Raw genomic sequence first — 27000 nt, 5'->3', positions numbered from 1 at the left:
GTCCCCCGACCGGGGAAATGCCCGCGGAGGTCGGGGGAGATCGCTGGTAGGTTGGAACGCCGCGCCGTCGGGCGACGAGGGACGACGAGGACGTCGGCCGCGCCGCCGGCCGCGCGAGTTGCCGACAGATCGAGGGACGACCGGGCCGACCGGCCGATCCGTCACTCCCGCGAAGGACATCGAAGCAGGTGCCGACCCCCGAACCCGCCACGGGCGAGACGCCGCTCGAGCACGAGCGCGCCTATGTCGCGATGCTCTACGAGCGGCTCGACGAGCGCCGCCGGGACACCGCGCGCCGGCTCGCCGACGTGCTGCACGGCGAGACCGTGGGCACACCGCAGGCGCTCACCGAGCGCGACGCGGCGGCCGCGATGTACACGGACCGGCTCGCCGCGCTGCGTGCCGCGGAGCACGGGCTGGCGTTCGGCCGGCTCGACGCGGAGTCGGGCGAGGTCCGCTACATCGGCCGGCTCGGCCTCCTCGACGAGGACCACGACTACGAGCCGCTGCTCATGGACTGGCGCGCCCCCGCCGCGCAGCCCTTCTACACCGCGACCGCGGCCAACCCGGAGGGCATGCGCCGGCGCCGGCACCTGCGCACCCGCGGGCGGAACGTCGTCGCGGTCGACGACGAGGTGCTCGACCTCGCCGACGCCGCCGCCCGGGTCAGCGGGTCGGGCCTGACCAGCGAGGCCGCGCTCATGGCCGCGGTCAGCGAGGCCCGCACCGGCCGCATGGGCGACATCGTCGCGACGATCCAGGCGGAGCAGGACCGGATCATCCGGTCCAAGCCGTCGGGCGTGCTGGTGGTGCAGGGCGGGCCCGGCACCGGCAAGACCGCGGTCGCGCTGCACCGCGCCGCCTACCTGCTCTACACGCACCGGGACCGGCTGGCCCGCCGCGGCGTGCTGGTGATCGGCCCGAACCCGACCTTCCTGCGCTACATCGGCCAGGTCCTGCCGTCGCTGGGCGAGACCTCGGTCGTGCTCGCCACCCCCGCGGAGCTGTTCCCGGGCCTGCACGCGCGCCGGTCGGAGGACGCCCGCACCGCCGAGGTGAAGGGCCGCGCCGACATGGCCGCCGTCGTCGCCGCGGCGGTCCGGGACCGCCAGCAGCTGCCGCGGCGGCCGATCGAGCTCGTCGTCGAACGGCAGGACGTGCGGATCGACCGGGACCTGGTCAACGCCGCCCGCTCGCGGGCCCGGCGCTCGCGCAAGCCGCACAACGAGGCCAAGCGGATCTTCCGCACCGAGGCGCTGCGGCTGCTCGCACAGCAGGTGGCGCAGACCCTCGGCGGGCGGAACCTGCTCGGCAAGCTCGACGTGGAGGACATCCGCGAGGAGCTGGCCGAGGACGCCGCCGTCGCCCGCGAGCTCGACGCCCTGTGGCCCACGCTCACCCCGGAGCAGCTGCTCGGCGACCTGTTCGCCGACCGGCGCAAGCTCAACTCGATCGCCCGGCGGATCCCGGCCGAGGACCGGGCGCTGCTGGAGCGGCCGGCCGCCGGGGCGGACGTGCCGCACGACCTGCGCTGGACCCACGCGGACGTCCCGCTGCTCGACGAGGCGGCCGAGCTCCTCGGGGACGACGGGTCGGCCGCCCGGGCCGCCGAGCAGGCCGCGCTGCGCGAGGAGATCGAGTACGCCCAGGGCGTGCTCGACGTGCTGGACCTCGAGGAGGACCTCGACCCGGAGCTGCTGCGGGCCACGGACATCGTCGACGCCGACCGGCTGGCCGAGCGCATGCAGGTGCGGACCTACGAGTCGACCGCGGACCGCGCCGCCGCGGACCGCGAGTGGACCTACGGGCACGTGATCGTCGACGAGGCGCAGGAGCTGTCGGCGATGGCGTGGCGGCTGGTGATGCGCCGGGTGCCGAGCCGCTCCATGACGATCGTGGGCGACGTCGCGCAGACCGGCGACATCGCCGGGGCCTCCACCTGGTCGGAGGTGCTGTCGCCGTTCGTGCAGAACCGGTGGAAGCTCGAGCAGCTCACGGTGAACTACCGGACGCCGGCGGAGATCGCCGACGTCGCCGACGACGTCCTGGCCGCCATCGACCCCGGCCTCACCCCGCCGACGTCCGTCCGCAGCACCGGGGTCCCGCCGCGCGCCGTCCCGATCGCCCCGGGCTCGCTGGAGGGGTCCGACGGGGTGCTCGCCGGGATCGTCGCCGAGGAGCGGGGCGCGGTGGGCGAGGGGCGCACCGCGGTGCTCGTGCCGGCGGCGCGGGTCGCCACGATGCGCGAGGCCGTGCTCGGCGACGCCGCACCCGAGGACCCTGAGGACCTCGAGGCGCCGGTCGTGGTGCTGCCGGTCGGCGCGTCGAAGGGCCTGGAGTTCGACGCCGTCGTGCTCGTCGAGCCGGCCGAGGTGCTGGCCGAGAGCCCGCGCGGGATGAACGACCTCTACGTCGCGCTCACCCGTGCCACCCAGCGGCTCAGCGTGGTGCACGCCGCGGACCTGCCGGAACCGCTCAAGCGCCTCCGCCGGGCCTGACCGCCCGGCACCCTTCGACCGCGCGTCCCCCGCGGACCGCGGTCCGCGCGTGTGAGTTCCCTGCCCGAGGGGAACCGACCACCAGTCGGTCGATGCTCGGGGAGGCAGGATGCGGATCGTCGTCACCGGCGCGACGGGCAACATCGGGACGGCGGTGCTGCGCCGCCTCGCCCGGGAGGACCACGAGCTGGTCGGGGTGGCCCGCCGGGTGCCGGCGGGGCCGGTCGCGGAGGGGCAGCCCGCGACCTGGAGGTCGCTCGACCTGACCCGCGCCACCGCGGAGGAGCTCGTGCGGGTCCTCGCCGGCGCCGATGCCGTCGTCCACCTGGCCTGGGGCTTCCAGCCCTCGCACGACCTGCGGTACCTGCGCGAGCTCGGCGTCGGCGGCACCCGTCGCGTCGTGGCCGCGGCGGCCGCGGCCCGGGTGCCGCACCTGGTGCACATGTCCTCGATCGGCGCCTACTCGCCGCGCCGCGACGACACCCCGGTCGACGAGACCTGGCCGACGGACGGCGTCCCGACCTCGCGCTACAGCCGGCACAAGGCCGCCGCCGAACGGATCCTCGACGGGGCGGAGGGTGCCCTGCCCACGGTCACCCGGCTCCGGCCGGGCATCGTCGGGCAGCGCGCGGCCGGGAGCGCGCTGCTGCGCTACGGGGTGCCGGGTCTGGTGCCGGCGCGCGCCCTCGCCTGGTTGCCGGTGCTGCCCCTCGACCGCCGCCTGGCGATCCCGGTGGTGCACGCCGACGACGTGGCCGACGCCGTCGCCCGCGTGCTGGACCGGCGTGCCGCCGGCGCGTTCAACCTGGCCGTCGACCCGCCGCTGACCGCCCCGGACATCGCCCGGGTGCTGGGTGCCCCGCTGGTGCACGTGCCGTCGGCGGTCCTGCGCCCGGCGATGTCCGCCGCGTGGCACCTGCGCCTGCAGCAGGTCGACACCGGCTGGCTCGACATGGCCTTCGCCCTCCCGCTGATCGACTCCACGCGCGCCCGCACCGAGCTCGGCTGGTCGCCGACGAAGGACGCCGTCGCCGTGTTCCGCGAGGTCGTCGACGGCATGCGCACGGCCGCATCGGGGCCCACGGCGGTGCTGCGGCCCCGCACGGTCGCCGGCGCGACCAGGGACGCCCTGCTCCACGGCCACGTCGGCAGACGGTCGCGGCCGTGAGCACGACGCCGCTGCCCACCCGCCGGGCCGGCGCCCTCCCCGGGCTGGTCGCGGCCGCCCACCCCGGTCCTGCCGCGGCCGTCACGGTGGTCGCCGCCCTGCTCGCGGTCGACGCCGGACAGCCGGCCCGCACCACCCTCGTCGTCGCCCTCGCCGTGCTGGCGGGCCAGTTGACGGTCGGGTGGGTCAACGACCTGGTCGACCAGAAGCGTGACCGTGCCGTCGGGCGTGCGGACAAGCCGCTCGCGGCCGGCCGGGTGGCCGCTCACCAGGTCCGCACGGCGGTCGTCGTCGCCGGGGCCGCCTGCGTGGCGTTGTCCGTGGCCGCGGGCTGGCGCAGCGGGCTGGTCCACCTCGTGCTCGGCGTCGGCTCGGCGCAGGCCTACAACCTGGGGCTCAAGGGCACCCGGCTGTCGTGGCTGCCGTACGCCGTGGCCTTCGGCACGCTGCCGGCCGTGGCCTCGCTCGCCGGCTCGGCTCCGGCGTGGCCGCCCTGGTGGACCACCGCCGCCGGCGCGGCGCTCGGGGTCGGCGCCCACGTGCTCAACGCACTGCCCGATCTCGCCGACGACGTGCGGACCGGCGTCCGGGGCCTGCCGCACCGGCTGGGGGAGCGCGCCGCGAGGCCACTGGCCGCCGGGCTGCTCGTCGCCGCGTCGCTCCTGGCCGCGCTCGGCCCGGCGGGGCACCCGCCCGCGTGGGTGTGGGCGGCGCTGCTGGTGGTCGCCGCGCTCGCGACGGTCGCCCTGACCGGCCGCGGTCGCGTCCCGTTCCGGGCGGCGATGCTGATCGCGCTGCTCGACGTGGTGCTGCTCGTGGCGGCCGGCTGATGCCCGGCTGGGACCTCGCGGTCGTCGGGGCCGGACCCGCCGGTGCGGCGACCGCCCTCGGGGCGCTGCACACCGCGCCGGGGCTGCGGGTCGCGCTGCTCGACCGCGCGGACTTCCCGCGGGACAAGGCCTGCGGGGACGGCGTCGCCCCGCACGTGCTCGACCGCCTCGCCGAGGTCGGGGTCACGGGCCTGCTCGACGACCGGGTCCCGGTCGCGCGGCTGCGGCTCGCCCGCGGCGACCGCGGGGTCGACCGGATGATGGCCCGGCCGTCGTACGTGGTGCCGCGCCGGCTCCTCGACGCCCGGCTGGTCGAGGCGGCCTGCGGTGCCGGCGCGATGCTGGTCCGGCACCGGGTCCGCGACCTGGCGGTCGGACACAGCGACGTCGTGCTCGACGGCAGGCACCGGGCCGCCGTGGTCGTCGGGGCGGACGGGGCGCGGTCCGTGGTGCGCCGCCGTCTCGGGTGGTCCACTGCGCGCACCGCCTTCGCCCTGCGCGGCTACGCGCCGGTGTCCGCGGGGCGCGAGCAGGCCCAGGTGATCGCCTTCGGGACGGCCCGGCAGCCGGCGTACGCCTGGTCCTTCGACCGCGGCGACGGGCTGGCGAACGTCGGGTACGGCGAGGTGCTCGGCCGCGGGCCGGCCCCCACCCGCTCCGAACTGCTCGACCGGCTGGAGGAGCTGCTGCCCGGCGCGGGGCGCGACGGCACCGACTGGAAGGGCCACCACCTGCCGCTCTCGGGTGCCCGCTGGTGGCCGCCCACCGGCCGGGTGCTGCTGGTGGGCGACGCCGCCGGCCTGGTCAACCCGATGACGGGGGAGGGCATCTACTACGCGGTCGCCACCGGCCTCGCCGCCGGCCGGGCCGCCGCGCGGGCGATCACGGCGGGCCGGCCCGAGACGGCGGGGCACTGCTACCGGCGCGCCGCCCGCGCGCACCTCCTCCCGCACCTGCGCCACACCGCGCTCGCGGCGCGCCTGACCCGCAGCGGGGCGGTGCTCGACGCCGGCCTGCGCGCGTCGGCGCGGGACGGCCGGGTCTTCGACGACCTCGTCGAGCTCGGGCTGGCCCGCGGCCGGATCACCCCCACCGTCGTCCGCGGCCTGGCCCGCGCCCTCCTGTCGACCGCCCCCGTCCGTCCCGTGGAGGAGAGTCGAGCATGCGCATCCTGAGCGTCCGAGGTGCCCTTCCCGCCCATCGCCACCGACAGGAGGAGATCACCGAGGCCGTCGCGGGGTCGCTGCTCGGGGGCCGCGTCGACCGGGCGGTCCTGGAGCGGTTCCACCGCAACGCCGGTGTCGGGACCCGGCACACCGCGCTGCCGCTGGAGCGCTACGGCCGGCTGCGCGACTTCGGGGAGTCCAACGACGCCTTCATCGCGGCCGGGGTCGAGCTCGGCGCCCGCGCGGTCGTCGACGCGCTCAAAGCGGTCGACCTCGCGCCGTCGGACGTCGACCTCGTCGTCTCCGCGACCGTGACCGGGCTCGCCGTGCCGTCCCTCGACGCGCGGGTCGCCGCGCTCACCGGCATGCGCGACGACGTGGTGCGGGTGCCGATCGTCGGCCTGGGGTGCGTGGCCGGGGCCGCGGGGGTCGCCCGGCTGCTCGATCACCTGGTCGGCCACCCCGACGCGGTCGCGGTGCTGATGAGCGTCGAGCTGTGCTCGTTGACCCTGCAGCGGGACGACGTCTCGGTGCCCAACCTGGTCGCCAGCGGCCTGTTCGGCGACGGCGCCGCCGCGGTGGTCGCCGCGGGATCGCGGCGCGCCGAGCAGCTGGTCGACGGCGGGCGCGTGCAGCCGGAGGTGCTGGCCGCCCGCAGCCGCCTCTACCCCGACTCCGAGCGGACCATGGGCTGGGACGTCGGTGCCGGTGGCCTGCGGATCGTGCTCGACGCGGCCGTCCCCGACCTCGTGCGCCGGTACCTCGGCGACGACGTGCGCCGGTTCCTGGCCGACCACGGGCTCGGGCGCGCGGACGTCGAGTGGTACGTCGCGCACCCCGGCGGCCCCAAGGTGCTCGAGGCCCTGCAGGACGCGCTCCAGGTCGACCGCGACGCACTGGCCCTGACCTGGGACTCGCTGCGCCGCGTCGGGAACCTCTCCTCGGCCTCGGTGCTGCACGTCCTGGCCGACACCCTCGACGTCCGGCCGCCGCGGCCGGGCTCGTACGGCCTGATGCTCGCGATGGGGCCCGGCTTCTGCTCCGAACTCGTCCTGCTGCGGGCACCGGCATGAGCACGCCGTTCCCGGTGTCGGCCCTGCTCTTCACGCTGCTCGTGCTCGCGGTCGGTCTCGAGCGGTTGGCCGAGCTGGTGCTCTCCACGCGCCACGCCCGGTGGGCGTCGGCCCGCGGGGGTGTCGAGACCGGCCGCGGGCACTACCCGGTGATGGTCGTCGTGCACACCGGCCTGCTCGTCGGGTGCCTGGCGGAGGTGTGGCTCGCCGGCCGGCCCTTCGTGCCCGCGCTCGGCTGGCCGATGCTCGCCCTGGTCGTCGGGTGCCAGAGCGTCCGGTGGTGGTGCATCCGCACGCTCGGCCCGCGGTGGAACACGCGGGTGATCGTCGTGCCCGGGCTCCCGCTGGTCACCTCGGGGCCCTACCGCTTCCTGCCGCACCCCAACTACGCCGCCGTCGTCGTGGAGGGTGCGGCCCTCCCGCTCGTCCACACGGCGTGGCTCACCGCCGTGGCGTTCACCGTGGCGAACGCCGGGGTGCTGACCGTGCGGCTGCGGGAGGAGCGGCGGGCCCTGCGCGAGGCCGCGGCCACGGAGGTGCGGGCGTGAGCGCCCGCCCGGTCGACCTGCTCGTCGCCGGTGGCGGCCCGGCCGGCCTGGTGACCGCGCTCCACGCCGCCCGCGCCGGTCTCGACGTCGAGGTCTGGGAGCCTCGGCCCGGCGCCGTCGACAAGGCCTGCGGCGAGGGCCTGATGCCCGGGGCGCTCGCCGGGCTGCTGGCCCTCGGCGTCGATCCGGCCGGGCACCCGTTCCGCGGCATCCGGTACGTCGGTGGCGGGCGGTCGGCCGACGCGGACTTCCGCCTCGGTCCCGGCCGGGGGATCCGCCGGCTCACGCTGCACCGGGCGCTGCGCGAGGCCGCGGTGGCCGCGGGGGCCCGCATCGAGGAGCGCGCCGTCGGGGAGGTGCGTCAGGACCACGCGGGCGTCACCGCCGACGGGCGGCGCGCCCGGCACCTGGTGGCCGCCGACGGCCTGCACTCCACGGTGCGCCGCGCCCTCGGCCTCGACGCCGCCGCCGCCCGGCACCCGCGCTTCGGGTTGCGCCGGCACTTCCGGACCGCCCCCTGGTCGCCGTACGTCGAGGTGCACTGGGGTCGCGAGGTCGAGGCCTACGTGACCCCGGTGGCCGCGGACCTCGTCGGGGTCGCGCTGCTCGTCTCCACCAAGGGCTCCTTCGACAGCCGGCTGCGGGCGCTCCCGGGTCTCGAGGAGCTCCTGTGCGGCAGCGAGCCGGCGACCGACGTGCGGGGGGCCGGTCCCCTGCGCCGCGGCGCCCGGCGGCGGGTGGCCGGGCGGGTGCTGCTGGTCGGCGACGCCGCCGGCTACGTCGACGCCCTGACGGGGGAGGGTCTGGCCCTCGCGTTCGCCCAGGCGGACGCCGCCGTGCGGGCGATCGTCGACGGCGAGCCGCAGCGATACGAGCGCGACTGGGCACGCCTGACCCGGCGCTACCGCCTGCTCACCGCGGCGCTGCTGGCCGGCACACGTCCGCGGGTCGCGCGCCGCGCGCTGGTCCCCGCCTCGCGGCTGCTGCCGCCGCTCTTCGGCGGAGCGGTGAACGCGCTGGCCCGCCCGGTCGGCGGCGGCCGGTGACGCCCCCGCTCCCCGTCAGTCGAGGTCGGCCTGCCACAGGTCGGGGCCGAACACCTCGTACTGGATCTCGGAGGGCGCGACCCCGCGTTCGATCAGCGCCGAGCGGATCGCCTGCATGAAGGGGATCGGGCCGCACAGGTAGTACAGCGCGTCGTCGGGCAGCGTGACCTCGGACAGGTCCATCAACCCGGCGTGGACCCCGTCCATCGGTTCGATGCTGCCCGTGCCGTCCTCGTACCAGACGTGGAGCGAGGCGTTGCGGGCGGTGAGGACGTCCTCGACGACCTGGCGGCGGAGGGCGAACGACCCCTCGTTCGCGTCGGCGTGCAGGAGCGTGATGTTCAGCCCGGAGTTCGCGGCGACCAGGTGCGAGAGCATCCCCGCCATCGGCGTGATGCCGATGCCCGCACTCGCGAAGACCACGGGGCGGCCCGCGTCGTCCAGGACGACGTCGCCGTAGGGCAACGACATCGTCAGGACGTCGCCGATCTCGACCGTGTCGCAGAGCAGCGTGGACATCTCGCCGTCGGGCTTCCCGTCGCCCTGCACGCGTTTGACGGCGAACTGGCGATGCTGCCCGTCGTCGGCGCGGGTCAGGCTGTACTGGCGGGGCTGCCGCACGCCGTCCGGCATCGGCATCAGGACCGTGACGTACTGGCCCGGCAGCGAGGTCTTGACCAGCCGGTCGTCGACCCGCTCGACCACGAACGTCACGACGTCGTCGGTCTCCCGGATCTTCCGCTCGACCCGCCACGGCCGCCAGACCGTCTCCGGCCGGACCCCGCGTGCGCTGTAGAGGCCGCGCTCCTGGTTGATCAGCGCGCTCGCCATCAGCCAGTAGACCTCGTCCCAGGCGGCGGCGACCTCGGGGGTCACCGCGTCGCCGAGCACGTCGACGATCGCCCACATCAGGTTGTCGTGGACGACCTGGTACTGCTCGGGGCGGATGCCGAGGGACGCGTGCTTGTGCGCGATGCGGCGCAGCAGCTTCTCCGGAGTGCGGTCGGGTGCGCTCACCAGCACGCTCGCGAACGAGGCGACGGACCCGGCCAGCGCCTGCTGCTGCGAGCCGTCGACCTGGTTGCCGCGGTTGAACGTGCCGTCCAGCAGCTCGGGGTGCTCGGCGAACAGGTGCTCGTAGAAGCGGGTGGCGATCGTGCCGATGTTCTCGCCCACCACGGGCAGCGTCGCCTCGATCACCGGACGGGACTTGTCGGACAGCACGGCTGTCACCTCCGCAGGTCGATGTCGGCCTGCGTTCCCGGCCCCGCGGCCCTGAAACGGCGTCAGCCGGGTTCGAGGTCGAGCCCGTCGGCCGCGTTGTGCCGCCACTGGTCCACCGTGCGGATGTAGCGGAACAGCTCCTGCGAACCGGGCGCCCAGCGTCCCTGGGTGGCGATGTCGAGCAGCGAGGCGCCCGCGCGGTAGGACTCGGTGGCGAAGCCGGCCCGCAGGGAGTGGCAGGTGACCGGGTAGGGGAGCCCGGCGCGTTCCCCGGCCCGCGCGATCACCGCGGTGACGGCGTCGGGGGACAGCGGTTCGTCGCGGACGGTGTCGTGCCGGTCGATGCGCCGGAAGGCGGGGCCGCCCGTGTGCCCGCTCGCCCGCAGCCACGCCAGCCAGGCCGAGCGGGGACAGAGCAGGGGGTGCCGGCGCCGGGGCAGCGCGCTGCGGCCGGTCGTCTTGCCGACCCGGACGTCGAGGACCACGCCGTTCTGCTCGACGAGCACGTCCGAGGTCAGCAGGTGGGCCTGGTCGCTGGCCCGGGTCGCGCCGTAGAAGCCGATGGTCAGCATGGCGCGGTCGCGCAGGCCGCGGCGGGTGTCGGGGCACGCCTGCGACATCGCGAGCACGGCCCGCAGGTCCACGGCGTGGGCCTGGCCGCGGCCGCGCCGCTCGCCGCCGGCGGCGAGACGGCGCCGGTAGATGGTGAGGGCCTCGCGGGCGGCGGCCGGGCCGCGGGGGTCGACATCGGCCCCGAACCTCCTCAGCCCGTGCAGCGCCCCGGCGAGCTTGCGCCGGATGGTGGCGGGCGCGGCCGGCGCGCCGGGCTCCCGCCCGACCCGGGGCGCACCCTGCTCGAGCCAGAGCACGAACCCGACCAGGGCGCCGCGGCCCCCGGAGAGCAGCGGGATGCCGGCCCACCGGGTGTAGTCCTCCCAGGCGGCCCAGTCCCGCGCGTAGGCCTCACGGGTGCTGGCCACCCGCTCCGCGTCGAGGTAGTGGTCGGCCGCCGCGTCGAGCGCGTCGACCCGCAGCGTCGCGTCGGAGGCGGGGTCCCCGGGCAGCGGCCGGCGCCGCAGCGCGGACGTCGCCCGGGGGGTGAGCGCGGTCTCCCGGCCGGTCACCGGCATGTCGGACGGGTCGTGAGGGCTCGGTCGTGCACGGCACGAGCCTAGGAGCCGCGCGCTCGACGGCGTCGGCGGCGCGCCCGGCCGGGTCCGCCCGTCGGCTCGGCCCGGGCGAGGAGTAGGGGCCACCCCCGCGTACCGGCGGGACCACCCTCTGTGCCCGGTGGCCGCACGGCACGACCCTGATGGGCACACGACCGAGCCGGGGAGGCGGGGCCGTCATGAACCCGATGACGAGGTTCGACAGCCAGATCGACGACATCGCGGAGGACGCCCTCGCCGTGCTCGAGCGGCACCGTCTCGACGGGGCCGCCGACTGCGCGGAACTCCTCGTGCGGCTGGAGCAGGCGAAGGCCGAGGCCCACCGGAAGATCGCCGCGCAGGTGGAGGCGATCTACCGGGCGGGCTGCGACGACGCCGTGCAGGCCGAGCGCCGGATGGAGGCGCGGGTGCGCACGGCCGTCCTGGTGATCGTCGTGGCGGTCGTGGCCGCCCTGTCGGTCCTGGCGCTCGTGCTGCGGCTCGACGCCCAGCAGTTCACCCTCTACCTCGCCCCCGTGACCGGCATGGCCGGCACGGTCCTCGGCTACTGGTTCGGCGCGGCCGGGCGACGCACCCGCTGAGCACGGGCCCGTTGCGCGGGGCCCGCTCAGCGGCGCAGCATGCCGCGGTGCCGCCGGCCGTAGGCCCCCGCGGCGAGGACGACGCCGACCGCCGCGACCGCCACCTGGATGACCAGCAGGAGCCACGGGAACCCGCCGCCGGAGTTCCGGTAGCCGAACAGACCGGCGAGGTACGACCCGACGAAGGCCGCGACGATGCCGATCACGATCGTCAGCCAGATCGGGATGCGCTGCTTCCCGGGCACGACGAGCCGGCCCAGGGCTCCGATGAGCAGGCCGACGAGCAGGGCCGAGATGATCCCGGTGATGGTCATGGCGTTCTCCTCCGCGTGAGGCCGTGACCTCGGTGTACCCCGATCGCAACATCGTTACGGAATCTCTCAGCGGATCCACAGGTGCGAAGGGACGCGGCGGGTCGCCCCTCGTTCGACGGGGCCTCGACGCCGGGGGCGGGTGGTTCTCAGAGGTCGAGCACCAGGCGGGCCGAGCAGGAGCGGGACACGCAGATCATCATCGCGTCGTTCGCCGCCTGCTCCTCGGCGGTGAGCACCGAGTCGCGGTGGTCCGCGACGCCCTCGAGCAGCCCCGTCTCGCAGGTGCCGCAGGTGCCCTCGCGGCACGACGAGAGGATCCCGACGCCGGCCTCCTCCACGACCTCGAGGATCGACCGGTCCGCCGGCACGGTCAGCGTCGTGCCGGTCTGCGCGAGTTCGATTTCGAACGCCTCCCGCGGCCCGTCGTCCGCGCCGGCCTTGGGGGCGAACCGCTCCAGGTGCAGGGTCCCGGCCGGCCAGGCCGCGCACCGCTCCTCGACGGCGGCCAGCAGGGGCTCCGGCCCGCAGCAGTAGACCGCGGTGCCCTCGGCCGGCTCGCCGAGCAGGGCGGCCAGGTCGAGCAGCCCCGTCTCGTCCTGCGGACGGACGTCCACCCGGTCGGGGTGGCGCTCCTCGAGCCGGTCGCGGAAGGCCATCGACGCGCGGGTGCGGCCGCCGTAGACCAGCCGCCAGTCCGCGCCCGCCACCTCGGCCGCCGCGATCATCGGCAGGATCGGCGTGATGCCGATGCCGCCGGCGAGGAACAGGTACCGCGGGGCCGCGACCAGCGCGAAGTGGTTGCGCGGCCCGCGGACCCGCACGGTGTCGCCCTCGGCCAGCACGTCGTGGACGTGGGCCGAGCCGCCCCGGCCCGCGGGCTCGCGCAGGACCGCGACCTGCAGCACCGAGCGCTCCGCCGGGTCGCCGCAGAGCGAGTACTGCCGGGTCAGCCCGTCGGTGAGCACCAGGTCGACGTGCGCCCCGGGCTCCCAGGCGGGCAGGTCCGCACCGGCGGGGTCGCGCAGGGTCAGCTGTACGACGCCGTCGGCCAGGATCTCCTTCTTGTCGAGGACCAGGTCGAGCTCGGGCTCTGGGGTATCGGCCTGCATTCGGGTCTCCTCGGGGTGCTCAGGCCGGCGCGGGCTCGCGGGCCGGTGCGGGCTCGGGCGACGGTGCGGGGACGGCGGCGGGCCCGTGGCCGTCCGGGTGGGCCAGCAGCCACTCCCACAGCTCCACCGGGTCCTCGAAGATCCGCTCGCTGCCGCAGTGGCAGACGGCGCGGAGCCGGTCGGTGCCCAGGACCCAGTGGATGCGGTAGACGCGGTCGCCGCCCAGGACGGGCGGGGCCTCCGGGATGCCGGCGCTCATCGGGCGGGGGCCGCCGGGGCGTTGCGCGGGGCCTGCCCGACCATCCGGGCCAGCATCCGGCGCGCGGCCAGGCCACCGGTGTCGATGTTGATCGAGAGCTCCTGGTAGCCCTCCGGCTCGCCCTGGATCACCTGCTCGAGCACGTCGAGGGCCTCGACGTCCTGCAGCACGACGGTCCGGTTGTTCTCGGCGAGGAAGGCCGAGACCTCCTCGTCGTCGAGCGCGAAGTCGCGGGCCACCATCCAGAAGTCGTGCGTGGAGTGCTCGGTCTCCGGGGTGATCGCGTAGACGACCTCGACGTGGAAGGCGTCGGGGTCGGTGCCGTCGGGGTTCGGGACGGAGCCGACGGGCGCGATCCGGCTGTGCAGCTTGTACAGGCACGGCGGGGTGTACTCGATGTCCTGCCAGCGGGCGATCCGCCCCTGCAGGCCGGTCGACTTCGAGTAGAAGGGCGGGCACTCCGCGTCGTCCATGTGCCGGGAGACGTAGACGATGCCGGCCTCGTCGTCGACCTCGGTCGAGATCGGGGTCGAGGCGACCTCGGGGGTGCCGATGTACCCGCCGTGCAGGTAGGTCTCGTGCGACAGGTCGAGCAGGTTGTCGACCAGCAGCGAGAAGCGGGCCTGCAGCGGCTCCATCCCGCGGACCGTGGTGAAGTCCGGCGAGGCCAGGTAGGGGACGCGCGGGATGCGGGTCGGGTCGGCCAGCGCGGGGTCACCGATCCAGATCCAGATCAGCGAGTCGAGCTCGACGACCGGGTACGGGGTGAGCCGGGCGGTGCGCGGCACGCGGGTCTGGCCGGGCACGGCGACGCACTTGCCGTCCGAGCCGTAGGTGAAGCCGTGGTAGCCGCAGACGACCTTGTCGTCGACGAGCCGGGACGGGGCCCGGGACAGCGGGAAGCGGCGGTGCACGCAGCGGTCGGAGTTCGCGACGACCTCGCCGGACTCGGTGCGCCAGAACAGGATCGGCTCGTCGCAGATGGTCCGGGCGAACAGCTCGTGGCGGATCTCGGAGCCGTACGCGGCGACGTACCACTGGTCGCGGGGGATGGTGCTCATGAGGTGGCTCCCTCGGGTCGGACGGTGGTGCCGGCGGCGCGCGGTGCGGTGCCCGGGGTGGTGTCCGGGGTGGTGCTGCGCAGCCGGAGGAGGAAGAGCAGGGCGGCGGTGGCCACGAAGACCACGCCGAAGGCGATGTAGAGCTGCTCGGGCGTCCAGCCGCCGTCGAGCAGCGTGCCGGCGAGCGTCGGGGCGAGGATCGCCCCGGCGCGGCCGATGGCCAGGCCGGTGCCCACGCCGGTGGTGCGCACGGCCGGGTCGTAGACCGTCGGGGTGAGGGCGTAGAGCCCGGCGACGCAGCCGTTGACGAACACGCCGATCACGGCGGCGATCGCGAAGGCCGCGGCGAGCGAGGACGACGCGCCGATGAAGATCGCCAGCAGCCCGCCGGTGGCCACCAGGTACGTGGCCAGGACGGTGCGCAGGGCGAACTTCGCGGCCAGCAGCCCGAGCAGCGCGGCGCCGAAGATCCCGCCGACGTTGAGCAGGGTGCCGCCGGCGATCCCGGCCGTGGGGGAGAGGCCGGCCTCGACCAGCAGGGTCGGCGTCCAGCTCGTCACGAAGTAGAAGCCCGCCATGATGCAGAAGAAGACGACCCAGAGCACCAGCGTGGTGCGGCGCAGCCGCGGCGTGAGCAGCTCCTTGTAGCCGGCGCCGACGCCCTTGGGCGCGGCCGTCTGCTCGGGCAGGGCGGCCAGCGCCTCGTGGCGCATCCGGGCGAGCAGCGCGTTCACCCGCTCCAGGGCCCCCGCCGGGCGGCGGGCCAGCAGGAAGTCCAGGGACTCGGGCAGGCGCCACCAGACCAGCGGGATCGACGCGGCGGTCGCGAGGCCGCCGACGAGGAACACCGCCCGCCAGCCGAACTGGCCGATCAGCACGGCGGCCAGCAGCCCGCCGAGCGTGGCGCCCAGGGCGTAGCCGGTCGAGTTCAGGCTCACCGCGAGTCCGCGCCAGCGCTTCGAGGCGTACTCGGCGGCGATCACGTTGCTGGTGGCGAGGATGCCGCCGATCCCCAGGCCGGTCACCGCGCGGAGCACGCCGAGCTGGGCGGGGGACTGGCTGGCGGCCGACAGCAGCATCGCGACGGCCGCGACGGCGAGGCATCCGAGCACGATCGGCCGCCGGCCGAACCGGTCCGCCCACGGCGCCACGACCATCGAGCCGACGGCCATGCCGATCAGGCCCGCGGACAGCAGCAGGCCGAGCTGGGCGCCGTTGAGTCCCCAGTCGGCGGAGACGGACTTGCCGGTGAAGGCCATGACCAGCACGTCGAAGCCGTCGAGCATGTTCAGCAGCACGCACACGACGACGGCGCCCCACTGGAAGCGGGACATCGGTCGGTCGTCGATCAGCTCCCGGACCGTGGCGCTCATCGGCGCCGGCCCTCGGGAACGCGAAGGGTGGGAGGACGCATGGCAGCACTCCGTTGTCGACTGCGTCGGGGCCCGCACCGGTCCGTGACGACGGCCGTGGTGGGAGCGGGCGCCGCCCGGGTCGGGTCCCGGTGCGGTGTCCGAGAGCATGCGTTCCGTGCCCGGCGCGGCCGAACAGGCCTTCCGGAAAATGGAAGGGTTTGTGCCGGGCTGGCTCGTGCTCAGCCGGCGCGGTAGCCCTCGGCGAGGGCGCGGGTGATCGCCCGTGCGCTGGTGCGCACCAGCGGCGTGAGGGTGTGCGGCGACGCCGTGCCGTGCCGGACGACGAGCGAGACGGCCGCGACGACCTGGCCGCGCTCGTCCTGGATCGGCGCGCCGACGGAGAGCGCGTCCATCGTGACCTGGCGGTCGCTGATCGAGAAGCCGTTCACGCGGACGTCGGCGAGCATGCGGCGCAGCTCGTCGGCATCGGTGACCGTGCGCTCGGTGAAGCGCTCGATCCGGCCGCCGAGGACGTCCTCCTGCACCTCGGTGGGGGCGTGGGCGAGCAGCACGAGCCCGACGCCGGTGGCGGTCAGCGCGAACCGCCCTCCGACACGGGTGAGGACCGGGACCGCCCCGGAGCCGCCGATCCGCTCGACGAACACGACCTCGGTGCCCTCGCGGACGGCGAGCTGGACGTTCTCCCGTGTGATCTGGGAGAGGTCCTCGAGGAACGGCAGCGCGCGTTCCCGCAGGCCCTGGCCCCGCGGGGCGAGCGCGCCGAGCTCCCAGAGGCGCAGCCCGATCCGGTAGGAGCCGGTGTCGTCGCGCTCGAGGGCGCCCCACTCGACGAGTTCGCCGAGGAGCCGGTGGGCGGTCGAGAGCGGCATCCCGGCGTGCCGCGCGAGCTGGCTCAGGGTCATCGCGGGGCGGGCGGGGCCGAAGGCGCCGAGCAGGGCGAGCCCGCGGGTCAGCACCGGGCCCGTCGGACCCGTCGGTCGGCCTCGACCCGCCATGTCCGCTCCCGCTCGTCCGTCCGCCGTACCCGCGTGGGCGCTAGTGTCCGTACTCGTCTTCGGTCATGGCGTCCCGGGGTATCACCCGGCGACGTCGGTGCTCCGGCCGGCGGCGGGGAGGGTCGCGATGACCGGGATGTACGACGTCGCCGTGGTCGGGGCGGGACCGGCCGGGAGTGCGGCCGCCCTGAGGGTGCTCCAGCTCCGGCCCGACGCCCGGGTGCTGCTGCTCGACGCCGCCCGGTTCCCCCGGGACAAGACCTGCGGCGACGGGATCGCGGCGGGGGTCTTCGACCTCCTCGCCGCCCTGGGCCTGCCCGAGTCGGCCACCCTCGGCGGGGCCGTGCCGCGGCTGTGCGTCCGCTCGCCGCGCGGGGCCGTGGTCGACCGGGACTGCGCCCGTCCCAACCGGGTCGTGCCCCGCGCCGTGCTGGACGACGCGCTCGTGACGGCCTGTGTCACGCGCGGGGCCCGGTTGCGGCGCCAGCGCGTCCGTCGCGTCGAGGCTCACGCCGACCACGTGGTGCTCGACGGCGACACGGCCGCGCGCACGGTGATCGGTACCGACGGCGCCAACTCCGTCGTCCGCCGTGGCCTCGGCATCCCGCCCCGGCCGCGAGGGATGGCCGTGGCGGTGCGCGGCTACAGCCCGCAGGCCCCCGCGACCCCGGGAGCGCTGCACATCGCCTTCGCCGAGGGCCGCCGACCCGCGTACGCCTGGTCCTTCCCGCTCGCCGACGGCGGCGCCAACGTCGGGTACGGGGTCTTCGACGGCACCGCGCCGACCAGCCGCGACGAGCTCCTCGCCGGGCTCGACGCGCAGCTGCCGGGCCAGGAGCCCGACCCGTCGACCGTCCGGGGCCACCGCCTGCCCCTGTCCACCGGCGGCCGCGTCCAGCCGGACGGGCGGGTGCTCCTCGCGGGCGACGCCGCCTCGCTGGTCAACCCGCTCACCGGCGAGGGCATCTTCGACGCCGTGGCCTCGGGGGTGCTCGCCGGCCAGGCCGCGCTCTGCGGGGCGGCGGCGGGCGCGGTCCACCGGGCGAGCCTGCGCCGCTGCTTCGGCCGCCACCACCGGCACACCGCGGCCCTGGCCCGCCTGATGAGGAGCCCCCGGTTCGTGCACGCCGCGGTGCTCGCCGCGGCGCGGGACCGGGCGGTGTTCGACGACGTCGTCGAGGTCGGGCTGGGGCGGGGCGCCGCGCACGCCCGCACCCTGGCCACGATCGGTGCGCTGTTCGTGCGGCCGGGGACCGGTCGTCGCGCGGGCCTGCCCGCAGGGCCCCTCCTCGCCCCGGCGGCACCCTGACGCTGGGCCGGGGCGGACGAGCCGTTCCCGTGGGCGAGGCCCGGCCGGGCGGGCCCTTCGTCCCTAACCACCGGCACCCCGGCCGACCGACCCTGGAGGCGGTTCACGGCCCGACGGCGGCGGAGGTCGATCCCGACATGACCCGCGACGAGATCGATGACGACCTGACCCGCGACGACATCCGCGAGTGGCTGGTCGAGCTGCTCCTCGACAGGGTCCGCGAGAGCCGCTACCCCAGCTACACCCTGCTCGACCTCATCGAGCGGTGGATCCCGCGCCGCATGATCCCGGAGTACCTGGAGGTGCTCCGGGAGAAGGTCGAGCACGACCGCTACCCGAGCATCCCGCTGCTGCGCAGGATCCGGCGCGTCGCCGAGCGCCTGCCGCACGGTCACCACCACCATGATCACGAGGACCGGGAGTCGGCCGGCTGAGCCGCCCTCGGGTCGGGGTCGCCGCGGATCGCGGCCGCCGTACTACTAGGCGAGAAGTGCGCGGGCGGTCTCCCACATCTCCTGCACGATCGTCCCGGCCGGGGCCTGCCGCGCCAGCGCCGCACCCTGGCCGGCCCACTGGTTGACCCGGTCCACGCCCGTCGCGCCCCCGCGCCGCCACTGACCCACGAGCCGGCGCTGGTGGGGGTAGGGCGCGGGCGCGGGTGCCTCCGGCCGGGCCCAGCCGGTGACGAACTCCGTCGGCACGGCCCGGCCGAGCCGCCCGGAGTAGGCGCGGGTGGGCACGGTCCGCTCCGGTGGCAGCTCCGCCAGGGCCGACGCCCAGGTCTCGTCGATGCCGGCCTCGGGCGACCGCAGGAGCGCCGTGCCCACCTGGACGGCGCTGGCGCCCAGCGCCAGCGCCGCGGCCACGCCCCGGCCGTCGGCGATCCCGCCGGCGGCGACGACGGGCACTCGCAGCCGGTCGGCGAGGTGGGGGAGCAGGGCGAAGAGCCCGACGTTCGTGTGCTCGGCCGCGGCCGGATCGAACGTCCCGCGGTGGCCGCCCGCCTCCATGCCCTGCGCGACGATCGCGTCGGCGCCGGCCTCCTGGGCGGCGAGCGCGTCCTCCAGGGTGGTCGCGCAGGCGAACCAGGCGATGCCGCGGGCGTGCATCCGCTCGACGTAGTCGGGCTCGAAGAGTCCCATGATCGAGGAGATCACGGTCGGCGCGGCGTCGAGCATGGCCTCGCACTGCTCGGCGAACACCGGGCCCGCCGGACCCGGTTCGCCCGGCGCGCCGAAGCCCGCGAGGTAGTCCTCGGCGGCGCGCAGGCGGTCGGGGGCGTCGACCGGCGGGTCGGGGATCCAGATGTTGAGCTGGAGGGCTCCGGCCGAGCCCGCGCGGAATCGCTCCACCCACGCCGTGATCTGCTCGGGCGGGTCGAGGACGACCCCGTCGGCGCCCATCCCGCCCGCCTCGGCCACCGCGATCGCCAGCTCCGGCGGGCAGGCCCCGGCCATCGGCGCCTCGAGGATCGGCAGCCGCAGGCCGAACCGTTCGCAGAACTCCGTCACGCGTCGCTGCATGCCCGTCATCCGACCACACGCCGCGGTTCACGCGGAGGTGATCCCCAAGGCCGAGCGAGGGGGAGGTGCGCGCTTACCCGAACCTGGGCACACCGCAGCCGAACCTGTACACGGCGTTCGGCGGCGGGGCGAGGCTGGGAACAGCGAGGGTGCGGGTCCTCAACCCACTTTCGGAACCCGCAGCGGCGCGGCCGCTCCCAGGACCGCAACGGCGCGGTCAATCCACGAGGATCGGGCGGTCGCGCCGCCACCACGCCCGGCCGGCAGTCGAGCCGTCGGGGGTCCGCACACTCGGAAGGGGCGCGGCACACCTGCGCCCGTGCGGTCGCACACCGGAGGGGTCGACGGCACACCCCAGTTGACCGGGTGTGCCACGCGCGGCCGGTGTGCCGTGACAGGAATGCTCCGCGGCGCGATCGCGTGAGCTGCGCCCTCGAGCCGGCCGATGTGGAGCGGGCTCCGCCGGCCCCGGCGACGGGTGGCCGGCACGGTCGGACGTGCGCGCCTTGAGTCGCTCGTTCCTGTCGCGCGGCACCTTCCACTTTTCTGGCACCTCCTCGCCCCCGGGCGGCCTTCTGACCCAGGAGAAGAGGTGTTCTCCCGGGTCCAGTACTCTTCGAACTACAGAGATGTAAGTCTGAGTATCGAATACGAGTTGCGTAATTCTGGGAGATGCACGGTGGAAGATGCGGCGACGGCGATGCGACCTGCGGAAACCGACTCGGGAGCGGTGGCGGAACCCCGCCGGTGCGCCTTCCGGCGCTGCCGGGAGCCGCTGCCCGTGCTTGTGGGCAGGGGCAACCGGCCGCGCTACTGCCAGGACGGGCGGAGCTGGGGGACGAAGGGGCTGAGCTGCAAGGACGCCGAGGCGGCGTTCGTGGCCGTCGAGTCGCTGCGGGAGGAGGGGGACACCGCGGGCGCGGTCACCGCCGTCGACGACCTCGGGGCTCGGCTCGCCGCGGCGGCCGGCCCGCTGGCCGCGGTGCTCGACGGCGTGGCCGTGCTGCGTACCCAGCTCGACGACGAGGTGCGCGAGGCACTGGCCGCGCGGGACGCGGCCCTGGCGCGGTCGGCGGAGGACCACGGTGCGCGGCTGGCGGCGGAGGAGCGCGCGGTGCGGGCCGAGTCGATGGCGGCCGAGGCCGGCGCCCGGGCCGCGGAGGCGGTCGAGCTGCGGACGGAGGCCGAGCGGGCGCGCACGCGGGCGAAGCAGGCCGCGGCCGCCGCGGAGCGCGAGCAGCTGCGGGCCGAGGGCCGGTCCGTCGCGCTCGAGGACCGGGCCGTGCGCGCCGAGGACCTCGCCGAGGCCGCCGCCGCACAGACCGCACAGCTGCGCGACGAGCTCGCCGCGCTGCGCGCCACCCTGACCGCCCGGGACACCGAGCTCGACACCGAACGACGCCGGGCCCGCGAGGCCGCCGAGGCCCACCGGACGGAGCTGGCCGCCCGCCGGACGGAGCTCGACGCGGAGCGGCAGCGGGCACGCGAGGCGGCCGTCACCCATCGCGACGAGCTGGACACCGCGCTGGCCGGCCTCCGGGAGGAGCACGCCTCCCGGCTGGACGCCGTCCGGGCCGCCGCCGCCGAGGAACGGGACCGGACGGCCGCCCGGCACCGCACGGAGCAGGACCGGCTGCGGGAGGAGCACGCGGCCGCGATCGACCGGCGCGCCGCCGAGCACGCGCGGGAGGCGGCCGACCTGCACCGGCGGCTCGGGGCGGCCGAGCACGAGCTGGAGCGGCTGCGTGCGGCGGCCGACCCGGGGGAGGGGTGAGGGCTACCGCTCGAGCCCGCCGGTCCGCAGGCCCGCCCGCAGCGCCTTCTTGTCGATCTTGCCGACGGCCGTGGTCGGCAGGGCGTCGACCAGGTGGACCGACTTCGGCGTCTGCACCGCGCCCTTGAGCGCCCGCACGTGCGCGGTGAGCTCCTCCGCGGTCGCCGTCGCGCCGGGCCGCAGCACGACCGCGGCGGTCACCGCCTCGCCCCACTTCTCGTCGGGGAGCCCGAACACCGCGGCCATCGCGACGGCGTCGTGGCTGGTCAGCGCGTCCTCCACCTCACGGGGGAAGACGTTGAAGCCACCACTGATGATCATGTCCTTGGTGCGGTCGACGATCGTGAGGTAGCCGCGGTCGTCGCGCCGGGCGACGTCGCCGGTGTGCAGCCAGCCGTACGCGAAGGCCTGCGCGGTCAGGTCCGGCTTGCGCCAGTACTCCTCCATGGTTCCGGGACCGCGGACGCAGATCTCGCCGGGTTCGCCGGGCTCGACCGGGTTGCCCTCCGGGTCGAGGAGGGCGACGTCGACGGTGCTGATCGGGACGCCGCACGAGCCCTCGAGCGTCGGGTCGGCGTGCTCGGCCCGGCGCAGCACGCTGATCGGGTAGCACTCGGTCTGGCCGTAGAGCTGGGAGAACACCGGGCCGATCCGCTCCAGCCCCTCCGCCAGCCGGGTCGGCGACATGGGGGAGGCACCGTAGAGCAGCAGCTCCAGCGAGCTCAGGTCGGTGCGGTCGAGGGCGGGATGGTCGAGCAGCGCGTAGATCATCGTCGGCACGGCGAGGGTCATCGTGATCCGCTCCCGCTCGACGGTCGCCAGGAAGCGGCCGGGATCGAAGCCGTCCTGCAGGTGCACGGTCCCGCCGCGCTGCAGGACCGGCACGACCTTGGTGCCCGCGACGTGCGTGATCGGCGCGACGGCGAGGTAGCGGGCGTCGAACGGGATCTCGAAGTCGGTGAGCGTGCCGATCGACATGATGTGGCTGACGGCGGGGTGCCGGCGCATCACGCCCTTCGGCCGGCCGGTGGTGCCGCCGGTGTAGTTGACCAGCGCGATGTCGTCGACGTGGGCGACGTCGTGGGCGGTCGCCGCACCCACCGCTGCGGTCTCCGCGAGCAGGTCGGGTCCGAACTCCGACGGGCCGAGGCCGAGCACCGGGACGTCGCCGGAGCGGGCGGCGAGCTCGGCCCCGCGGCCGGCGTGCCGCTGGGCGTCGACGAGGCAGGCGGCGGCGTCGAGGTCGGCGAGCTGGTAGAGCTGGTCCTCCACCGAACCGAGCGGGTGCAGCCATGACGTCGCCATGCCCGACGCCTGCACCGCGATCCCCGCGCACCAGGCCTCCGGACTGTTGCCGGCGAGCAGCCCGATCCGGTCGCCCCGCCGGAGGCCGCGGTCGGCCAGTACCCGTTGGATCCGCCCGACGAGCTCCGTCACGGCGGCGTAGGTGAGCGTTCCGGTGTCGGTGGCGAAGGCGGTGCGGTCCGGGTACCGGCGCAGCGCGCGGAGCACCAGCGTCCCGACGGTCGTCTCCGCCCAGAGCGGTGCCGGCGCGGAGCCGGTGTGTGCGGCGGTGCTGCGGGTGTCCGTGGTCATGCGTGCTCCCTCGGTGCGGCGACGGACGTCGGGCCGGTTCAGGACGGGGTGACGGCGCGGTCCGGATCGGCGGCGGCCTCGTACTCGCGCGCCAGGCGGTCGACGAGCTCGGCGGCCGTCGGGATCTCGCGGACCCCGGAGACGGAGTGGCCGGCGCTCCAGACCTCGGTCCACCGGCGCGGGCCGAGGCCGCCGTGGCCGTAGAGCGCGTCGGCGTCGGCCGGGGTGACGGTCTCGTCGAGGGCGGCCGGGTCGAGGCCGGCGGCGCGGATGGCGGGGGCGAGCATGCTGCTGGGCAGGCCGGTGAACGCCCTGGTCAGGACGACGTCGTCGAGCGTGCTGTCGACGCACATCCGCTTGTACTCCGGGGCCGCCATGCTCTCCCGCGTGGCGAGGAAGGCGGTGCCCAGGTAGCCGAGGTCGGCGCCGAGCGTGCGGGCGGCGGCGAGTGCGGTGCCGTCGCCGATCCCGCCGGCGAGCACCACCGGCCCGCCGAAGAAGCTGCGTACGGCGCGCACGAACGCGAACGGGTTCATCCAGCCGGTCTGCCCGCCCGCACCCGCGGTGAGCAGGACCAGCCCGTCCGCCCCGGCCGCGACGGCCCGCTCGGCGTGCCGCAGCGTCGCGACGTCGGCCAGGACGAGAGTGCCCGCGTCGTGCAGCGGTCCGAGGACCGGCGCCGGCGACCCGACGCTGGCGATCACCAGCTCCACCCGGTGCCGCACGAGGACCGCGAGGTCGTCGGTGAGCCGCGGCGAGCGCATGATCAGGTTCGGCGCACAGGGCGCGGCGGCGGGGCCCGTCCGGGCACCGATGTCGGCGAGCCAGCGGTCGAGCTCCTCCGCGCTGCGTGCGTTGGCGGTGGGGAACCCACCCACGACGCCCGCCTCGCACGCCGCCACCACCAGGTCCGGGCCGGAGACCCGCAGCATCGGCGCGGCGATCACCGGCAGGCGCAGCCGCTCCGTGATCCGCAGGGGCAGGCCGGTCCGTTCCGGCACATGTCCTCCCGGGCCTCGACGACGGGTCCGCCCGCGATTATCGACGTTCGGCGCGCCCGACCGATGGGCCGACGGGGTGACAGGCGGCTCGGCTCAGGCGCCCCAGGGGTCCTCGTCGGGGTGGTCGGGTTCCGGGGGTTCCTCGACCGGCCAGTCCTCGTCCGCCGCCGGCGGGGGTGCCTCCGCCGCGGTGCCGGCGGCGGCCCCGCCGTTCCCTGCGACGGCCGCCAGCACCCCCGCTCCGTACTTCGCGAGCTTGTTCTCCCCGACCCCGCTGACCGTGCCGAGGGCGGCGGGGGAGCTCGGGGCGAGCGTGGCGATCGCGCGCAGCGTGGCGTCGTGGAAGATCACGTAGGCGGGGACGCCCTGCTCCTTGGCGGTCGCGGCCCGCCAGGCCCGGAGCCGCTCGAACACCGGGGCCGCGTCGGCCGGCAGGTCCGCCGCGGGGGCCGTGGAGCGGGAGGAGCGGCGGGTCCGCGTGTGCTCGGGGTCCTTGCGCAGCATCACCTGGCGCTCGCCCTTGAGCACGGCGGAGCTGCCGTCCGTGAGCTGCAGCGTGTTGTAGGCCCCGCCGACCTCGAGGAGCCCACGCGCCAGCAGCTGCCGGACGACGCCGCGCCACTCCTGCTCGGACAGCTCGGTGCCGATGCCGAAGGTGGAGAGCTGGTCGTGCCGGGACTGCTCGACCTTCGCCGTGCGCTTGCCGACGAGGATGTCGACGACCTGCCCGGCGCCGAAGCTCTGGTTCCGCTCGCGCCTGAGCCGCCACACCGTGGACAGCAGCTTCTGGGCCGGGACGGTGCCGTCCCAGGACTCGGCCGGGGCGAGGCAGGTGTCGCAGTTGCCGCACGGCTCGGTCTTCTCGGAGAAGTACGCGAGCAGCTGCACCCGCCGGCACTCGACGGTCTCGCACAGCGCGAGCATCGCGTCGAGGTGCTGGCCGAGCCTCCGCTTGTGCGCCTGGTCGCCCTCCGAGTCGTCGATCATCTTGCGCTGCTGCACGACGTCGGCCAGCCCGTAGGCCAGCCACGCCGTCGACGGCAGCCCGTCCCGGCCCGCGCGGCCGGTCTCCTGGTAGTAGCCCTCGACGGACTTGGGCAGGTCGAGGTGGGCGACGAACCGGACGTCGGGCTTGTCGATGCCCATCCCGAACGCGATGGTCGCGCACATGACCAGGCCCTCCTCGCGGAGGAAGCGGGCCTGGTGCTCGCGGCGGACCCCGGCGTCGAGCCCCGCGTGGTAGGGGAGGGCCGGCACGCCCTGGCCCTGGAGGAACTCCGCGGTCTGCTCCACGGACTTGCGCGACAGGCAGTAGACGATGCCGGAGTCGCCGGGGTGCTCGGTGCGGATGAGGTCGAGCAGCTGCCGGCGCGGCTCGGCCTTCGGCGCGATCCGGTACTGGATGTTGGGCCGGTCGAAGCTCGCGACGACCTGCTTGGCCCCGGTGAGGTCGAGCCGCTCGGCGATCTCCGCGCGGGTGTGCTCGGTGGCCGTCGCCGTGAGCGCGATGCGCGGCACGGCCGGCCAGCGCCGGTGCAGCTCGGAGAGCATGAGGTAGTCCGGCCGGAAGTCGTGGCCCCACTGCGCCACGCAGTGCGCCTCGTCGATCGCGAACAGTGCGATCCCGCCGCGGGCCTCGAGCCGGTCCAGCAGATCGACGGTCGATCCGACGCGCAGCCGTTCGGGCGCGAGGTAGAGCAGGTCCAGCTCGCCCCCGAGCAGCGCCCGCTCCGTGTCGCGGCGCTCCTCCGGCCCCTGCGTGGAGTTGAGGAACCCGGCCTTCACCCCGAGCGTGCGCAGGGCGTCGACCTGGTCCTGCATGAGCGCGATGAGCGGCGAGATCACCACGCCGGTGCCGGGCCGAACCAGCGCCGGCACCTGGTAGCAGAGCGACTTGCCGCCACCGGTGGGCATGAGGACCAGCGCGTCCCCACCCGCGCACACGTGCTCCACGACCTCCTGCTGCGGCCCCCGGAACGCCTCGTAGCCGAAGACCCGGTGGAGCACCTCGAGCGCGGGGGCGGGGGGAGCGGTCACGGCGCGATCGTAAAGGCCGGCACCGACGGTCCGGGACCGGCACGTGAACCCTCCTGACGACGAGCGGAGGCCCGTGCGTCGTGCAAGAGTCGCCCCATGAGCGACCTGCGCGACGCCGACCTCCTCACCGGCGACTTCTTCGGTTACGGCTCCCTGCTCACCGACGAGGAGCAGAAGATCGTCGGACGCGTCCGGGAGTTCTGCAGGACCGAGATCGCCCCGATCGCGCAGGAGGCGTGGAGCCGCGCCGAGTTCCCGCACGAGATCGTGCCGAAGTTCGCGGAGCTCGACATCGCCGCGCTGCCCTACGACGGGCTCGCGGGCCCGGCCGCGCGCCGGCTGCTGATCGGGTTCGTCTCGCTGGAGCTCGCCCACACCGACGCCTCGCTGAACAGCTTCTTCGGCATCCACAACGGGCTCGCGATGGGCAGCATCGACCTCTGCGGCTCCGACGAACAGCGCGAGCGCTGGCTGCCGGCCATGGCGCGCATGGAGCAGATCGGTGCCTTCGGCCTCACCGAGCCGCACGGCGGGTCCGACGTCGCGCAGGGCCTGGAGACCACCGCCCGCCGCGAGGGCGACACGTGGGTCCTGAACGGGGAGAAGCGCTGGATCGGCAACGCCACCTTCGCCGATCTCGTGGTGATCTGGGCCCGCGACGAGGCCGACGACGCGGTGAAGGGCTTCGTCGTGCACGAGGACAACCCGGGCATGACGGCCACGAAGATCGAGAACAAGATCGCGCTGCGCACCGTGCAGAACGCCGACATCGTGCTCACCGACTGCCGCGTCCTCGAGGAGGACCGGCTGCAGCGGGCGAACTCCTTCAAGGACACCAACGGCGTGCTCCGCCGGACGCGTGGCGGCGTGGCGTGGGGCGCCACCGGCACGATGATCGGCGCCTACGAGGCCGCGCTCGCCTACAGCAAGGAGCGCGAGCAGTTCGGTCGGCCGATCGGCGGGTTCCAGCTGGTCCAGGACCTGCTGGTGCGCATGCTGGGCAACATCACCGCCTCCCTCGGCATGTGCGTCCGGCTGGCCGAGATGCAGGACGCCGGCGAGGCGCGCGACGAGCACGCCGCCCTGGCCAAGGAGTACACGACCACCGCGATGCGCGAGACCGTGGCGCTGGCGCGGCAGGTCGTCGGCGGCAACGGCGTGGTGCTCGACTACGGCGTGGCGAAGTTCTTCGCCGACGCCGAGGCCCTCTACTCCTTCGAGGGCACCCGCGAGATCAACACCCTCGTCGTCGGCCGGGCGATCACCGGCCACTCCGCCTTCGTCCGCTGACCCCCGATTGCACTATGGAACCATAATGCGATTTTCGAGCGATACTGAGCGCG

24 protein-coding genes are annotated in these 27000 nt (G+C 75.4%); 12 read left to right on the top strand and 12 right to left on the bottom strand.

Annotated elements, in window-relative coordinates; genetic code table 11:
- The first annotated feature begins 188 nt into the window (after positions 1 to 188).
- The 7 genes from PKE99_RS11485 (at position 189) to PKE99_RS11455 (ending at position 8329) form a co-directional block, all read left to right on the top strand.
- Positions 189 to 2498: a HelD family protein gene (locus PKE99_RS11485; RefSeq protein ID WP_037039013.1), complete on the top strand. Its 2310-nt coding sequence runs from the start codon at positions 189 to 191 to the stop codon at positions 2496 to 2498.
- Between the two features lie 109 nt (positions 2499 to 2607).
- Positions 2608 to 3666 (top strand): NAD-dependent epimerase/dehydratase family protein, encoded by a 1059-nt coding sequence (locus PKE99_RS11480; RefSeq protein WP_037039010.1) that lies wholly within the window; start codon positions 2608 to 2610, stop codon positions 3664 to 3666.
- Positions 3663 to 4496, top strand: coding sequence for a UbiA family prenyltransferase (locus PKE99_RS11475; RefSeq protein WP_231497997.1), 834 nt, complete (start codon positions 3663 to 3665; stop codon positions 4494 to 4496). The genes PKE99_RS11480 and PKE99_RS11475 overlap by 4 nt, the downstream gene beginning before the upstream one ends.
- A complete protein-coding gene (locus tag PKE99_RS11470; RefSeq protein ID WP_037039009.1) occupies positions 4496 to 5671 on the top strand; it encodes an NAD(P)/FAD-dependent oxidoreductase in 1176 nt (391 codons plus the stop codon). The genes PKE99_RS11475 and PKE99_RS11470 overlap by 1 nt, the downstream gene beginning before the upstream one ends.
- The gene (locus tag PKE99_RS11465; RefSeq protein WP_037039007.1) at positions 5659 to 6735 is read left to right on the top strand and encodes a type III polyketide synthase; all 1077 of its coding nucleotides are present in this window, start codon (positions 5659 to 5661) and stop codon (positions 6733 to 6735) included. The genes PKE99_RS11470 and PKE99_RS11465 overlap by 13 nt, the downstream gene beginning before the upstream one ends.
- A complete protein-coding gene (locus PKE99_RS11460) occupies positions 6732 to 7283 on the top strand; it encodes an isoprenylcysteine carboxyl methyltransferase family protein (protein ID WP_037039006.1) in 552 nt (183 codons plus the stop codon). Before PKE99_RS11465 ends, PKE99_RS11460 begins: the two co-directional genes overlap by 4 nt.
- Complete coding sequence (locus tag PKE99_RS11455; RefSeq protein WP_037039005.1) at positions 7280 to 8329, top strand: NAD(P)/FAD-dependent oxidoreductase; 1050 nt, start codon at positions 7280 to 7282, stop codon at positions 8327 to 8329. Before PKE99_RS11460 ends, PKE99_RS11455 begins: the two co-directional genes overlap by 4 nt.
- A gap of 15 nt (positions 8330 to 8344) precedes the next feature.
- On the opposite strand, the gene PKE99_RS11450 is transcribed toward PKE99_RS11455, so the two are convergent.
- Complete coding sequence (locus PKE99_RS11450; RefSeq protein ID WP_037039003.1) at positions 8345 to 9553, bottom strand: globin domain-containing protein; 1209 nt, start codon at positions 9551 to 9553, stop codon at positions 8345 to 8347.
- Positions 9554 to 9615: 62 nt separating this feature from the next.
- Entirely contained in the window at positions 9616 to 10683 is a 1068-nt protein-coding gene (locus PKE99_RS11445; protein ID WP_156066952.1) for a tyrosine-type recombinase/integrase, read from the bottom strand.
- Between the two features lie 227 nt (positions 10684 to 10910).
- Between PKE99_RS11445 and PKE99_RS11440 the strand changes: the two genes are divergently transcribed.
- A complete protein-coding gene (locus PKE99_RS11440) occupies positions 10911 to 11303 on the top strand; it encodes a hypothetical protein (protein ID WP_156066949.1) in 393 nt (130 codons plus the stop codon).
- 26 nt (positions 11304 to 11329) lie between these two features.
- Here the strand turns inward: PKE99_RS11440 and PKE99_RS11435 are convergent, their stop codons facing one another.
- From PKE99_RS11435 to PKE99_RS11410, 6 genes are all read right to left on the bottom strand, one after another.
- Complete coding sequence (locus PKE99_RS11435) at positions 11330 to 11617, bottom strand: GlsB/YeaQ/YmgE family stress response membrane protein (protein ID WP_037039001.1); 288 nt, start codon at positions 11615 to 11617, stop codon at positions 11330 to 11332.
- Between the two features lie 146 nt (positions 11618 to 11763).
- The gene (locus PKE99_RS11430; protein ID WP_037038999.1) at positions 11764 to 12726 is read right to left on the bottom strand and encodes a PDR/VanB family oxidoreductase; all 963 of its coding nucleotides are present in this window, start codon (positions 12724 to 12726) and stop codon (positions 11764 to 11766) included.
- A gap of 19 nt (positions 12727 to 12745) precedes the next feature.
- Complete coding sequence (locus PKE99_RS11425) at positions 12746 to 12985, bottom strand: hypothetical protein (RefSeq protein WP_037038998.1); 240 nt, start codon at positions 12983 to 12985, stop codon at positions 12746 to 12748.
- Positions 12982 to 14046: a Rieske 2Fe-2S domain-containing protein gene (locus tag PKE99_RS11420; protein ID WP_037038996.1), complete on the bottom strand. Its 1065-nt coding sequence runs from the start codon at positions 14044 to 14046 to the stop codon at positions 12982 to 12984. Before PKE99_RS11420 ends, PKE99_RS11425 begins: the two co-directional genes overlap by 4 nt.
- Positions 14043 to 15419, bottom strand: coding sequence for an MFS transporter (locus PKE99_RS11415; RefSeq protein ID WP_037038995.1), 1377 nt, complete (start codon positions 15417 to 15419; stop codon positions 14043 to 14045). The genes PKE99_RS11420 and PKE99_RS11415 overlap by 4 nt, the downstream gene beginning before the upstream one ends.
- Positions 15420 to 15640: 221 nt before the next feature.
- Positions 15641 to 16417 carry an IclR family transcriptional regulator gene (locus PKE99_RS11410; RefSeq protein WP_081923633.1) on the bottom strand — a complete coding sequence of 259 codons (777 nt, stop codon included), beginning with the start codon at positions 16415 to 16417 and terminating at the stop codon, positions 15641 to 15643.
- Between the two features lie 127 nt (positions 16418 to 16544).
- Between PKE99_RS11410 and PKE99_RS11405 the strand changes: the two genes are divergently transcribed.
- Positions 16545 to 17726, top strand: coding sequence for a geranylgeranyl reductase family protein (locus PKE99_RS11405; protein ID WP_197040389.1), 1182 nt, complete (start codon positions 16545 to 16547; stop codon positions 17724 to 17726).
- Positions 17727 to 17863: 137 nt separating this feature from the next.
- Positions 17864 to 18160, top strand: coding sequence for a hypothetical protein (locus tag PKE99_RS11400; protein ID WP_156066946.1), 297 nt, complete (start codon positions 17864 to 17866; stop codon positions 18158 to 18160).
- 45 nt (positions 18161 to 18205) lie between these two features.
- Here PKE99_RS11400 and PKE99_RS11395 read toward each other — a convergent pair whose 3' ends face one another.
- The gene (locus PKE99_RS11395) at positions 18206 to 19237 is read right to left on the bottom strand and encodes an NAD(P)H-dependent flavin oxidoreductase (protein WP_271214874.1); all 1032 of its coding nucleotides are present in this window, start codon (positions 19235 to 19237) and stop codon (positions 18206 to 18208) included.
- A 793-nt stretch (positions 19238 to 20030) separates the two neighbouring features.
- On the opposite strand from PKE99_RS11395, the gene PKE99_RS11390 reads away from it, so the two are divergent.
- Positions 20031 to 21023 (top strand): coiled-coil domain-containing protein, encoded by a 993-nt coding sequence (locus tag PKE99_RS11390; RefSeq protein WP_271214873.1) that lies wholly within the window; start codon positions 20031 to 20033, stop codon positions 21021 to 21023.
- A 3-nt stretch (positions 21024 to 21026) separates the two neighbouring features.
- Here PKE99_RS11390 and PKE99_RS11385 read toward each other — a convergent pair whose 3' ends face one another.
- From PKE99_RS11385 to recQ, 3 genes are all read right to left on the bottom strand, one after another.
- A complete protein-coding gene (locus tag PKE99_RS11385; protein WP_081923632.1) occupies positions 21027 to 22619 on the bottom strand; it encodes an AMP-binding protein in 1593 nt (530 codons plus the stop codon).
- 38 nt (positions 22620 to 22657) lie between these two features.
- On the bottom strand, positions 22658 to 23620 hold the full coding sequence (locus PKE99_RS11380; protein ID WP_051736542.1) for an NAD(P)H-dependent flavin oxidoreductase: 963 nt from the start codon (positions 23618 to 23620) through the stop codon (positions 22658 to 22660).
- A 93-nt stretch (positions 23621 to 23713) separates the two neighbouring features.
- Positions 23714 to 25657: a DNA helicase RecQ gene (gene recQ, locus PKE99_RS11375; RefSeq protein ID WP_197040388.1), complete on the bottom strand. Its 1944-nt coding sequence runs from the start codon at positions 25655 to 25657 to the stop codon at positions 23714 to 23716.
- Positions 25658 to 25753: 96 nt separating this feature from the next.
- Between recQ and PKE99_RS11370 the strand changes: the two genes are divergently transcribed.
- Positions 25754 to 26947, top strand: a complete 1194-nt coding sequence (locus PKE99_RS11370) for an acyl-CoA dehydrogenase family protein (protein WP_037038988.1) — start codon at positions 25754 to 25756, stop codon at positions 26945 to 26947.
- Positions 26948 to 27000 lie beyond the last annotated feature (53 nt).

The organism is Pseudonocardia halophobica (assembly GCF_027922425.1).
Classification (GTDB): Bacteria; Actinomycetota; Actinomycetes; order Mycobacteriales; family Pseudonocardiaceae; genus Pseudonocardia; species Pseudonocardia halophobica.
This window is presented reverse-complemented; position numbering and strand designations above follow the sequence as displayed.